The sequence below is a fragment of the Bradyrhizobium sp. SHOUNA76 genome (genome assembly GCF_023006445.1).
In the GTDB taxonomy this organism is placed as follows: Bacteria; Pseudomonadota; Alphaproteobacteria; order Rhizobiales; family Xanthobacteraceae; genus Bradyrhizobium.
In genome coordinates this window covers 1-12,085 of the sequence record NZ_JALBHA010000150.1, presented here as the reverse complement: position 1 = coordinate 12,085, position 12,085 = coordinate 1, and the positions used below count along the sequence as shown (strand labels likewise).

12 protein-coding genes are annotated in these 12,085 nt (G+C 60.5%); 8 read left to right on the top strand and 4 right to left on the bottom strand.

Annotation, left to right across the window (positions count from 1 at the left end; genetic code table 11):
- A partial coding sequence (locus tag MOV74_RS17560; RefSeq protein ID WP_246924892.1) for an electron transfer flavoprotein subunit alpha/FixB family protein occupies nt 1-745 on the top strand: 745 nt, incomplete at its 5' end.
- Nucleotides 746-850: 105 nt separating this feature from the next.
- The gene (locus tag MOV74_RS17555) at nt 851-2,920 is read left to right on the top strand and encodes a 3-hydroxyacyl-CoA dehydrogenase NAD-binding domain-containing protein (RefSeq protein ID WP_246924889.1); all 2,070 of its coding nucleotides are present in this window, start codon (nt 851-853) and stop codon (nt 2,918-2,920) included.
- Between the two features lie 194 nt (nt 2,921-3,114).
- Here the strand turns inward: MOV74_RS17555 and MOV74_RS17550 are convergent, their stop codons facing one another.
- Nucleotides 3,115-3,687 (bottom strand): TetR/AcrR family transcriptional regulator, encoded by a 573-nt coding sequence (locus tag MOV74_RS17550; RefSeq protein ID WP_246924886.1) that lies wholly within the window; start codon nt 3,685-3,687, stop codon nt 3,115-3,117.
- 149 nt (nt 3,688-3,836) lie between these two features.
- Here MOV74_RS17550 and MOV74_RS17545 point away from each other — a divergent pair, with 149 nt between their 5' ends.
- Together MOV74_RS17545 and fabF are read left to right on the top strand one after the other, a co-directional pair.
- The gene (locus MOV74_RS17545; protein WP_246924884.1) at nt 3,837-4,574 is read left to right on the top strand and encodes an SDR family NAD(P)-dependent oxidoreductase; all 738 of its coding nucleotides are present in this window, start codon (nt 3,837-3,839) and stop codon (nt 4,572-4,574) included.
- A 260-nt stretch (nt 4,575-4,834) separates the two neighbouring features.
- Nucleotides 4,835-6,094, top strand: a complete 1,260-nt coding sequence (fabF, locus tag MOV74_RS17540; protein ID WP_246924879.1) for a beta-ketoacyl-ACP synthase II — start codon at nt 4,835-4,837, stop codon at nt 6,092-6,094.
- A gap of 51 nt (nt 6,095-6,145) precedes the next feature.
- On the opposite strand, the gene MOV74_RS17535 is transcribed toward fabF, so the two are convergent.
- Nucleotides 6,146-7,321 carry a VWA domain-containing protein gene (locus MOV74_RS17535; protein WP_246924876.1) on the bottom strand — a complete coding sequence of 392 codons (1,176 nt, stop codon included), beginning with the start codon at nt 7,319-7,321 and terminating at the stop codon, nt 6,146-6,148.
- Nucleotides 7,322-7,681: 360 nt separating this feature from the next.
- Between MOV74_RS17535 and MOV74_RS17530 the strand changes: the two genes are divergently transcribed.
- From MOV74_RS17530 to MOV74_RS17515, 4 genes are all read left to right on the top strand, one after another.
- Nucleotides 7,682-8,524: a MoxR family ATPase gene (locus MOV74_RS17530; protein ID WP_246924874.1), complete on the top strand. Its 843-nt coding sequence runs from the start codon at nt 7,682-7,684 to the stop codon at nt 8,522-8,524.
- Nucleotides 8,525-8,604: 80 nt separating this feature from the next.
- Complete coding sequence (locus tag MOV74_RS17525) at nt 8,605-9,192, top strand: TetR/AcrR family transcriptional regulator (protein ID WP_246924871.1); 588 nt, start codon at nt 8,605-8,607, stop codon at nt 9,190-9,192.
- Nucleotides 9,193-9,219: 27 nt separating this feature from the next.
- Nucleotides 9,220-9,852 carry a glutathione S-transferase family protein gene (locus MOV74_RS17520; RefSeq protein ID WP_246924868.1) on the top strand — a complete coding sequence of 211 codons (633 nt, stop codon included), beginning with the start codon at nt 9,220-9,222 and terminating at the stop codon, nt 9,850-9,852.
- 10 nt (nt 9,853-9,862) lie between these two features.
- Complete coding sequence (locus tag MOV74_RS17515; RefSeq protein ID WP_246924864.1) at nt 9,863-10,573, top strand: SDR family NAD(P)-dependent oxidoreductase; 711 nt, start codon at nt 9,863-9,865, stop codon at nt 10,571-10,573.
- Between the two features lie 16 nt (nt 10,574-10,589).
- Here MOV74_RS17515 and MOV74_RS17510 read toward each other — a convergent pair whose 3' ends face one another.
- Nucleotides 10,590-11,645 (bottom strand): LysR family transcriptional regulator, encoded by a 1,056-nt coding sequence (locus tag MOV74_RS17510; RefSeq protein WP_246924859.1) that lies wholly within the window; start codon nt 11,643-11,645, stop codon nt 10,590-10,592.
- Nucleotides 11,646-11,954: 309 nt separating this feature from the next.
- Nucleotides 11,955-12,085, bottom strand: a 131-nt coding sequence (locus MOV74_RS17505) for an NAD(P)(+) transhydrogenase (Re/Si-specific) subunit beta (protein ID WP_246924894.1), incomplete at its 5' end; no start/stop codon positions are given.

Genomic DNA, 12,085 nt, shown 5'->3' with positions numbered 1-12,085 from the left:
CTACGCGCACGATCTTGCCGAGCCGCTGGCCGCGCTGATCGTGTCGCTGGCTTCCGGCTATGACGCGATCGTCGCGCCCGCGACCTCGCGCTTCAAGAACGTGATGCCGCGCGTTGCCGCCCTGCTCGACGTCATGCAGGTCTCGGAGATCACCAAGGTGGTCGCCCCCGACACCTATGAGCGCCCGATCTATGCCGGCAACGCCATCCAGACGGTGAAGTCCAAGGACGCCAAGAAGGTCATCACGGTGCGGACCTCGACCTTCGCGGCAGCGGGTGAAGGCGGCAGCGCGCCGGTCGAGAACGTAGCAGCGGCGGCCGATCCCGGCCTGTCGTCGTTCGTCGGCGAGGAAGTCGCCAAGAGCGACCGTCCCGAGCTGACCTCGGCCAAGATCATCGTCTCCGGTGGCCGCGCCATGCAGAGCCGCGAGAACTTCGCCAAGTACATCGAGCCGCTCGCTGACAAGCTTGGGGCCGGCGTCGGTGCCTCGCGCGCGGCGGTCGACGCCGGCTATGCGCCCAACGACTGGCAGGTCGGCCAGACCGGCAAGGTCGTGGCCCCCGAGCTCTACGTCGCCGTCGGCATTTCCGGCGCCATCCAGCATCTGGCCGGCATGAAGGACTCCAAGGTGATCGTTGCGATCAACAAGGACGAGGACGCGCCGATCTTCCAGGTCGCCGATTACGGCCTGGTCGCCGACCTCTACCAGGCGGTTCCGGAGCTGACGGCCGAACTCGGCAAGTAATGCACGTGGCGGCAGCCCATGCACCGTTCGGCGCGCAATGCGACCCAACGTACCCGGCAATTCCAACGGCAAGCGCCGTCCAGAACGGCGAAATGGAGGAAATCGATGAGCACTGTCGTAAGCCTGAAGTCCCACGACGTCGTAGGCGTCGTCACCATCGATAGCCCTCCCGTCAACGCGCTCAGTGCAGCGGTACGCGGCGGCATTCTGGAGTGCGTCCAACAGGCCATCGCCGATCCCTCCATTCAGGCCATCGTGCTGACCTGCGCAGGACGCACCTTCATTGCCGGAGCCGACATCACGGAATTCGGCAAGCCTCCGAAGAAGCCGGCCCTCGATGAGGTCCTGACCGCGATTGAGAGCAGCCCGAAGCCCGTCATCGCGGCAATTCACGGCACCGCTCTCGGTGGGGGGCTTGAGGTCGCCCTGGCGTGTCATTTCCGGGTGGCGGCTAAGGGTTCGAAGCTCGGCCTGCCCGAGGTCAAACTCGGTCTATTGCCGGGCGCCGGTGGCACCCAGCGCCTCCCGCGCGCTGTGGGTCCAGAACTTGCCGTTAAAATGATCATCGGCGGCGACCCCATCGGCGCCAACGAAGCGTTTCAGAACGGATTGATCGAGGAGGTGGTCGAGGAGGCATCATCGGGCGGCGAAGCCTTCGCTCGAAAGCTCCTTGCCGACAGGCGCCCGCTTCGCAGGTTGCGCGACGATGACACCAAGCTCGCTGCTGCGCGATCGGACCGTTCGATTTTCACCAGCGCTGTGGCTGCGATTACAAAGAAGGTCAGGGGGTTGGAGGCGCCGTTCGTTGCGGCCGACGCAATCGGCCATGCGCTGGATCTACCCTTTGAGCAGGGGCTGAAGAAAGAACGGGAATTGTTCCTCCGGCTGATGAGCAGCGATCAATCGAAGGCTCTACGGTACGCTTTCTTCGCCGAGCGAGAGGCAGCGAAGATCGCCGGTGTCGAGACCGGCACCAAGCCGCGTTCGGTCGAGGGCGTGGCGATCATCGGCGCCGGCACCATGGGGGGCGGGATCGCGATGTCATTCGCGAACGCAGGCATTCCTGTCACTTTGGTGGAGACCGGCAAGGAGCAGCTCGATCGCGGATTGGGCGTCATCCGCAAAAACTATGAAGCCACCGCAGCCCGAGGCGGTATTCCCGCCGATGCGCCTGCGAAGCGCATGGCACTCATCACGGGAGCCGTCGGTCTCGACAACGTCGGGCAAGCCGACCTCATCGTAGAGGCTGTATTCGAAACCATGGCCATCAAAAAGGAGGTTTTCGGACAGCTCGACAAAATCGCGAAATCTGGCGCTATCCTGGCGACCAACACCTCCTTTCTGGACATCAATGAGATCGCCAAAGAGACCGGGCGTCCCCAGGACGTGGTGGGCATGCACTTCTTCAGCCCGGCCAACGTGATGAAGCTGTGCGAAATCGTCCGCACCAAGAGCACCGCGCCCGACGCGCTGGTAACCGCAGTTGCATTGGCGCGGAAGATCGGAAAAGTGCCGGTGATCGTCGGTGTCTGCGACGGCTTCGTCGGCAACCGCATGCTCATGGCCCGGCAGCATCAGGCCAGCCAGCTGCTTTTCGACGGCGCACTTCCTCAGCAGGTAGATGCCGCCCTGGCTAAGTTCGGAATGCCGATGGGCCCGTTCGCAATGGGCGACCTCGCCGGACTAGATATCGGCTGGCGCTCGCGGCAGGATCGCGGCATCAAGTCGGAGATCGAAGACGCTCTATGTGAGGCTGGCCGCTTCGGACAGAAGACCGGAAGGGGCTTCTTCCGGTATGAAAGCGGCTCGCGCGCTCCCCTTCCCGATCCGGAAGTCGAGACACTGATCGATCAGACGTTGAACCGTCTCGGGCGCAAGCGGCGCACGATCAGCGATGAGGAAATCCTGGAGCGGACGACATATGCGATGATCAACGAAGGAGCTCGGATCCTTGAAGAAGGCATCGCGACTCGAGCAAGCGATATCGACGTGGTATGGCTTTATGGGTACGGATGGCCAGTCTATCGTGGGGGCCCCATGCATTACGCCGACCATGTCGGGCTGAAGACGATCGCTGACAAGCTGTCGTACTATGCGAAGGAAGCAAACGATCCGTCGCTCGAACCGGCACCGTTGCTGAAGAAGCTGGCCGATCAGAACGCGAAATTCACCTGAGTTGTTGGCCTCGGAGCGGGCGAATGCCTTCCCGCTCTGAGGCTGACCTTCCTGTCGGCGGGTAAGCCGCCGTTATTGTCGGCTTCCGGGCGGCAAATCTGGTGGATCGAGACACCGGTCGGCAACACGGGATCGACCCGATACAGGGCCGGTCATGCCATGAATCACAAAAGCTGGCTCCAGCCTTTGTCGGACTATCGCGAACGTAAGAGCCGGGATAACTGCCGGCGAACGACCCCCAGCATCGTTTCAGAAGCCGTCGGCTTCGCGTCTTTCAAAGCTCGCGAAATAGCCAGCGCTCCAACAAGCGCGGCGACAGCGAAAAGCGAGAGATCTCGGGATTCCGAGTTTGATCTGCCGGTAGCCCTCAGCTCGTTTTTGACCAGTTCCACAAAGCCGTCGAATCCGGCGGCGAACTCCTCTTGGACGGCGCCGTCTTGCTGAGAAATTTGCGAGACCAGCGCGGCTATTGGACAGCCGCTCTCCGGGGAATCCCGGTGCTGCAGCGACAAATATTGGCTCAGCAAGTCGTCAAGCGACAACTTGGAAAAGTCCGAATGGCATTGGCGGAAGCCCTCCTCGAGAGCTTCCGACGAGAGCGCGTCTTTCGAGGAAAAATGACTGTAGAGCGCCCCATGGGTAAGGCCCGCAGCTTTGGCGACCTCCCCCACCGTCATCGCTCCAAAACCGCCCTTTCGCATATGCCTGGAGGCGACATCGAGGATTGAAGCTCGGTTTTCGGCCGCCTGGGCCTTGGACACTTTCATTCTTTGCTGGCTCGGGCGTTGATGGGGACCTTGACATCCATAGATTACGTACGCAATTAAGCCATTCATTGCAAACGCAATGAATATGAGAAGCGCTGGCCCGAGCGGTTGTTGATTGCCGGCAATTACAGGGACTTTGGAGATCGAGAATGAAGGTTGAAGGTTCAGTTGCCCTGGTGACTGGTGCGAACCGAGGAATCGGGCGAGCTCTCGTCGAGGAGTTGCTCAGACGTGGCGCATCGAAAGTCTACGCCGGAGTGCGCGACGTCAGTTCGGCAGAGGCATTATTCAAGGACGACCGGCGCTTGATCGCGCTCCAGCTGGACGTCAGCAAGCCCGACCAGGTCGCCAAGGCAGCGGCGGCGGCATCCGATGTGACCCTGCTCGTGAACAATGCAGGATTTCTCGGAGGCCACGGCGCACTGTCCGTGAGCGATCTTGCACTGGCGCGTCAAGAGATGGAAGTAAACTACTTTGGACCTCTGGCCCTTGCCCAGGCATTCAAGAATACGCCCGCGCTGAAGGGCGGCGCAGTAATCAACATTCTGAGCTTCCTGGCCCTCGCGACCATTCCACAAGCAGGGACCTATTCGGCCTCGAAGGCGGCGGCACTCTCGTTGACGCGGGTCCTGCGAGCGGAACTGAAGAGCCGTGGATCTCAAGTCCTGGCGGTATTGCCGGTGCAGGTTGATACACCGCTCGGAAAGTCCATGCCGGATCCGAAGCTGACGCCTAACGAAGTCGCGGTCCACACCCTGAACGCCCTGGAAGCGGGGCAAGACGAGGTTTATCCGGGTGCGCTCTCCGAAGGTGCCGCTGCCGCGTTCAAGGCGGACCCGGCGGGATTGCAGGCGAAGTTGGCTGCCATGGTCCACGCCATCGATTAAACCGCAATGGGCGGCTTCGGGGCTGAAACGACCCCGACCGCCCATTTTTCACTGATAGTTACTTGAAATTTCGTAGCTACTCTGGCAGCTTGGGGGCTGCGTAGCTTGCCAGGGGTAGAGCGCTGCTCCCTATCACAGGTGAGAGCGCCGCCTCGTCGCCGGAGAAAAAATTCGAGAAGAACCGATACTGCTGACGCACGCTCGGGATCTCGCCTCACTCCGGCAATAGACCATCTAGTCATCAAGAATCGGGTCCTGACATGCGCCGAATAGTAGTCACAGGAATGGGGCTGGTGTCTCCGCTCGGCTGCGGTACGGAGGTGGCGTGGTCCCGGCTGCTTGCCGGCAAGTCCGGGCTGACCATCCTGCCGGAGTGGGCTTCCTCGCTGCCGGGGAGAGTTGCCGGGCTAGTGCCGACCAAAGACGATGATTTCGATGGCGGCTTCGATCCCGATCGGACCATCCCGCCCAAGGAACAGCGGAAAATGGATCGGTTCATTCAGTTCGCGTTGGTGGCGGCTGCGGAGGCAGTCAAGCAGGCCGGCTGGTCCCCTGCGGACGAACGCTCTCAGGAGCGGACAGCGACGATCATCGCTTCTGGAATTGGCGGATTTCCGGCCATCGTCGAAGCGGTACGGACCACCGATCAACGTGGCATCCGCCGTCTGTCACCGTTCACCGTGCCATCCTTTCTGGCAAATCTCGCCGCCGGACACGTTTCGATACAGTACGGCTTCAAAGGGCCAATCGGCGCCCCCGTAACGGCGTGCGCCGCCAGCGTACAGGCGATCGGCGACGCGGCTCGATTGATCCGCGCGGGTGAGGCCGACGTCGCGATCTGCGGAGGCGCCGAAGCTTGCATCGATCTCGTCAGTCTTGGAGGGTTCGCAGCGGCCCGCGCAATCTCCACCCACTTCAACGACAAGCCCTCGCAGGCGTCCCGACCGTTCGATCGGGATCGCGACGGCTTCGTCATGGGCGAAGGAGCTGGAATTTTGGTAATTGAAGAGTTCGAGCACGCTAGAGCGCGCGGGGTCCGGCCGATCGCCGAACTCGTCGGCTATGGAACTTCAGCTGACGCGCATCATATCACGTCAGGTCCCGAGGACGGCTCAGGCGCCCGGCGAGCTATGGAAGCGGCCTTGCGGCAGGCAAACCTTCATCCGCGCAACGTGCAGCATCTCAATGCCCACTCGACCTCGACTCCAGTCGGCGACAACTCCGAGCTGGCGGCCATCAAATCCGTTTTCGGAACCCATGGCGGCATCGCCGTCAGCGCGACAAAATCGGCAACCGGTCATTTGCTGGGCGCTGCAGGGGGCGCCGAGGCTATCTTCTCGATCCTCGCCGTCCGAGACCAGGTAGCCCCTCCTACCCTCAATCTGGAAAATCCAGACGAGGCAGCGGAAGGCGTCGATCTCGTCGGACCCAAGGCTCGAAATATGGCGATGGATCACGTGATCTCGAATGGCTTTGGATTTGGCGGCGTGAACGCCAGCGTCATCTTCAAGCGCTGGTAGGGTGACCTGCACGCACTTCTCTTTGCTGGGTTCTAGCCGGCCAGCTCCGGTCTAATGCGTCAATTCCTTGGTCGCTGCTTCCAGACCCTCGATGGTGATCGGGTACATCCGGTTGGCGAAGATGCGTTTGATGATGGTGGTCGATTCTGAATAGTCCCAATGCTTCTGAGCGACCGGGTTCAACCACACCGAATGCGGATAGGTGCGGATGATGCGGTCGAGCCAGATCGAGCCCGGCTCTTCGTTGACGTGCTCGACCGAGCCGCCGGGCACCATGATCTCGTAAGGCGACATCGAGGCGTCGCCGACGAACACGACCTTGTAGTCGTGCGGGTATTTGTGCAGCACGTCCCAGGTCGGCGTGCGGTCGGTGAAGCGGCGCTTGTTCTGCTTCCACACGCCTTCATAGAGGCAGTTGTGGAAGTAGAAATACTCCATGTGCTTGAACTCGCTCTTCGCCGCCGAGAACAGCTCCTCGACCTGCTCGATATGCGCGTCCATGGAGCCGCCGATGTCGAAGAACACCAAGAGCTTCACCGCATTGCGCCGCTCGGGGCGCATGTGCACGTCGAGATAGCCGTGATTGGCGGTCTCGCGGATCGTGGTGTCGAGATCGAGCTCGTCAGGCGCGCCGGCGCGCGCGAACTTGCGCAGGCGGCGTAGCGCCACCTTGATGTTGCGGATGCCGAGCTCGACGTTGCCGTCGAGGTCCTTGAACTCGCGCTTGTCCCACACCTTCACGGCGCGGTTGTTGCGGTTCTTCTCCTGGCCGATGCGGACGCCTTCGGGATTGTAGCCGTGGGCGCCGAACGGCGAGGTGCCGGCGGTGCCGATCCACTTCGAGCCGCCCTGGTGGCGGCCCTTCTGCTCCTCGAGGCGCTTCTTCAGGGTCTCCATGAGCTTGTCCCAGCCCATGGCCTCGATCTGCTTCTTCTCTTCTTCAGTGAGGTATTTCTCGGCGAGCTTCTTCAGCCACTCCTCGGGGATCTCCGCCTTTTCCATGGCGTCGAGCAGGTTTTCCAGCCCCTTGAACACCGTGCCGAAGACGCGGTCGAACTTGTCGAGGTTGCGCTCGTCCTTCACCAACGCGGTGCGCGACAGATAGTAGAAATTCTCGACCGAATAGTCAGCAAGGTCGGCGTCGAGCGCCTCCACCAGCGTGAGGTATTCGCGCAGCGTCACGGGGACCTGCGCGTCGCGCAGAGAGGTGAAGAATTGCAGCAACATGATAGATGGACCATCCTAGTATCCGGGCAAAACTATCCCGGATCTTGGCGCGCCCGATCGACAAACGAGAATAAGTACACTTCATCGGTGAATAGCCCCGCGCATTGATTCTTGCTCCGACAATAGTCGATCAATTGTCCTGAATGAGTAAGGCACAAAGCATTTGAATCATGCGACTTTAACCACGTTGGGCTGCGCTCGGGCAGATCACCGCAACTTGTCGACTTTGCACGCGAGTCACTCCATGAACATGCGCGGCTGTTGGAAGTGGCCGAGTGGCCGAAGACTTGATTCCCCTGTAAAACTGCCGCTATTCAGATCATACCTTGCGTACTACCCGCTCCAACAAAACTGATGGTCATGAAATTCACTGGGACGAAGAACTACGTCGCAACCGACGATCTCAAAGTGGCCGTCAATGCCTCGATCGTGCTGCAGCGCCCCCTCCTCATCAAGGGCGAACCGGGCACCGGCAAGACTGTGCTGGCCGAGGAAGTGGCCAAAGCGCTGAACGCGCCGCTGCTGACCTGGCACATCAAGTCCACCACCAAGGCACAGCAGGGCCTCTACGAATACGATGCGGTATCGCGGCTGCGCGATAGCCAACTCGGCGACAGCAGGGTCTCCGACATCAACAATTACATCAAGCGCGGCAAGCTGTGGGAGGCCTTCACCGCCGAGCAGCGCCCGGTGCTGCTGATCGACGAGATCGACAAGGCCGACATCGAATTCCCGAACGACCTCCTGCTCGAGCTCGACCGCATGGAATTCCATGTCTACGAGACCGGCGAGACCATCAAGGCGAAGCAGCGCCCGATCATGATGATCACCTCGAACAACGAGAAGGAGCTGCCGGACGCTTTTCTCCGCCGCTGCTTCTTCCACTACATCAAGTTCCCCGACGCCGACACCATGGGCCGCATCGTCGACGTCCACTTCCCCGGCATCAAGAAGCGCCTGGTCGAAGAAGCGCTGCGCATCTTCTTCGAGGTGCGCGAGGTGCCCGGCCTGAAGAAGAAGCCGTCCACGTCCGAGCTTCTCGACTGGCTCAAGCTGCTGCTCAATGAGGACATGAGCGTCGAGCAGCTGCGCGAGAGGGATCCGCGCAAGCTGATCCCGCCGCTGCACGGCGCGCTGCTCAAGAACGAGCAGGACGTGCACCTGTTCGAGCGGCTGGCGTTCCTCGGCCGGCGAGAGGTCTAACCCTTCAAGAATTCGATATTGGCCGTCGGCCGGAGTTCTTGATATTCAGGTCTCCGATTATTCTGACCGGAGTCGATTAGATGGGCCACTCCCAAGCGGACAAAGCGAAAAGTCGGGAGCGTATTCTGGATGCCGCCGCAGTCCAGATCCGAGAGCTGGGATTGGACGGCCTCAGCATTGCCGAGCTCATGAAATCGGCAAAGCTGACGCACGGCGGGTTTTACGGGCATTTTGACTCGCGCAGTGAGTTGATCTCCGATGCTTTGGCAAAGGCTCTTTCGGAAGGCGGCCCAGAATCAGCGCGCCTGGGAAGCACGAACGGTCCGCGGAGCCTCAAAGCGCTGCTAAACACCTATCTCAGCAAGGCGCACCGAGACGATCGGAGTGTGGGATGTGCGGTAGCGGCGCTGGCTGGAGACGTTGCGCGAAGCGATCGAAGAACGCGCGACGTCATGACGAGCTATCTCTCCCAGCACTTCGACAAAGTAGCTAACCTAGTGGAAGGCGATCACCCCGACGAATCCGCCATTGCCATCGTCTGCACGATGGTCGGAGCGGTCGCCCTTTCGCGAGTCGCGAGAGATCGTCCGATGTCTGACAAGATATTGCGCGCGGCCCAACGAAGCATTCTCGATCTTGTGGAAAGTCGCGAGACAGCTGAAAAATAGCGGCCCGAAGGAAAGAAAAGGACGACGATGAAGCTCTACGATTTCGGACCTGCGGCGAGCGCTCAACGCGTTCGTGTCTTCCTGGCCGAGAAAGGTCTCGAGCTGCCAACCGAACAACTGAACGTCCGGGAAGGGGCGCAGTTCACCCCCGCCCTCACCGAGATGAATCCGTTTCACTGCGTCCCCTTCTTGGAATTGGACGACGGCACGGTCATCGCGGAGTCCCTGTCGATTTGCCGCTATCTCGAAGAAATATACCCGCAACCGGCTCTTTTTGGGCGCACGAGCAGCGAGCGCGCCGTGGTCGACATGTGGTTGCGGCGGTTCGAACTGGATGGCCTTATTCCGATGCTGCACGCCGTCCGCAATTCCTTGCCGATTTTCGCCGGTCGAGTTGTGCCGGGCACGCGGAATGACCTGCCGCAATTGCCCGCGCTGGTCACTCGTGGGCGCGAAATGATGGAAATATTTCTCGGTCGCGTGGAGCCGTACATGGCCAAGAACGCATTCGTCGCCGGCCCCCAATTCAGCGTCGCCGATATCACCGGCTTCTTCGCCATACGCTCGGCCAACGCGCTGAACATGGATATTGGCGCGCGCTATCCTGCCGTCGCGACCTGGTTTGCCAAAGTTTCGGCGCGCCCGTCTTTCCAGCTCTGAGGAGGCCCATATGAAAAATCCAGTTTGCATCGTCACCGGGGTCGGTCCTGAGCACGGCACGGGCGCGGAGATCGCCAGGCGTTTCAGCGAGGGCGGCTATCGGGTCGCGATGATAGCCCGCAATGCGGAGAACCTCCGCAATTTGGCATCGAAGTACGAGGGCGCGCGCGCCTTTCCTTGCGATGTCGGTGATCTCAAAGCGTTGGTCCAGACGCTCGCCCTCATCAGGACCGAGATGGGGGCTCCCCAAGTCGTCGTTCACAACGCCCTGCGTGCAACGCGGGGAAGCATCCTTGCCATGGACCCCGACGATCTGGAGAAGAACTTCCGGGTCAATACCACCGCGCTGCTCCATCTCTCCCGCGAGACTATTCCGCAGATGCTGGCGGCCGGGAAAGGCGCAATCCTGGTAACTGGCAACACGTCCGCCTTTCGTGGAAAGGCCAACTGGGGATTCTTCGCTTCAACGAAAGCGGCCCAGCGCATTTTGGCCGAATCAATGGCGCGTGAATTCGGGCCGAAGGGAATTCATGTCGCCTATTTCATGATCGACGCAGCGATCGACACTCCCCGCACCCGCCCGGTTCTGGCGGCGGACAAGCCCGACGATTTCTTCGCAAAGCCTACCGCCATAGCGGAGGAGATGTTTCGGGTCGCCCACCAGGACCGGTCGACCTGGTCTTTCCTTGTCGAACTACGCCCGTTCGGCGAGGCCTGGTAAGGCTCACCGAACTGGATCAAGCAACCCGCTGCAGTCGCTTCTGAGCCGACCTCTGACCGACAAACCACGATTTGGTGTCAGTCAATTCCGCTTCCAGAAAGCGCCAGACCTGCTTGGTCATCTTTCTGAGGTCGCTTTCGCGGCGGCGGAGCAGCCATAAATCCAAAATGGCCGCCTCGTCCGGAAGCACACGCACCAAGCCTTCAGCCAAGGCAAACGGCACCGGCAGAAATGCCAAGCCGAGACCTTCCGCCGTCGCAGCGAAATGATTGACGACCGGCACGAGCTTCAATGTACTCCGGGCGTTCGCAGCCGAATTGAAGGCCGTCAACAACGAGATATGGCTCGTCCGTTCGTTGTGAAGCCTCCCGTACTCGGCCGTGCTTCCGATCAATTCATGGTCGACCAGCTCGTTCAGGGACCTCGGTGCACCACGTTCCGCCAAATAGCTGTCAGATGCAAACAAACCGAAGGCGATGGTTCCGACGCGGCGACCGATGAGTTCGCTGTCACCCGGATGTCCTATCCGAATGACCAGATCGAGATCACTGGTGGCAAGGTTCTGCTGCTCGACAGTGGAATTGATCTCAAGTCGGATCTGAGGACTCAGGGCGCGCAACTTCTTGACGCGAGGCAGCAGCCAGTGCTTGGTCAGGCCTTCGGTTGCGGAGATCTTGACGGCGGTCGAACGATGGCCGACCCGCAGGGACAGATCCCGGTGAAACTCCTCGAAAGAACGAACCATCTCTTCCGCCGAGCGGAGAAGGTCCTGTCCCTCCTGGGTAAGTTTCACTCCGGACGAGACCCGAAAGAAAAGCGGCGCACCGATATTCCGCTCTAACTCCTTCAAGCGCCTGCTGAGAGTCGGCTGGCTCATGCCCAAGTCCCGGGCGGCCCTGTTGACGCTGCCGGTTCCCGCCACCGAAAAGAAGAGCCTGAACAGATCCCAATTGGTTTCGGTCAAGCGAGGTTTGTGTTGGCTACTACCAGTCGCCCCCAACCCCGTGTTGCGCGGCTCCGCTTCGGAGAAAGGTCCGCCGCGCGCAGCTTCGCCACTCACCACGTTCTCCATTTCCACCCCTTCGAGACACGTGCGAGCGGAGCTAAATGACGCTCGTCATCTTTTACTCAGGATGATGCTTATCATGCAAAACGTCAAGCGGCGGATTAAGCACAGATCGGTTGAAACGAACAATTGAACACACGTTCAATGCATGTTCTCGCGGTTGTGAGGGTTGTGAACAGGACATACCGGCTGCGTAACCTCGGCTCTGTCCTGTTTGCGCTAGAGAGGCGAATTCGCCTCTCGTGGTGATCCATTCTGCCCGGCAAGCTTCGCAAGAACCCGTGCACCTATCGGACGAGTTGTCTGAGAAATCCGCTACATCGCCTTGACGATGCTCTCGGTGACCTTCTTGGCGTCGCCGAGCAGCATCATGGTGTTGTCGCGATAGAACAGCGGGTTATCGATGCCGGCATAACCGGACGCCAGAGAGCGCTTGATGAACATCA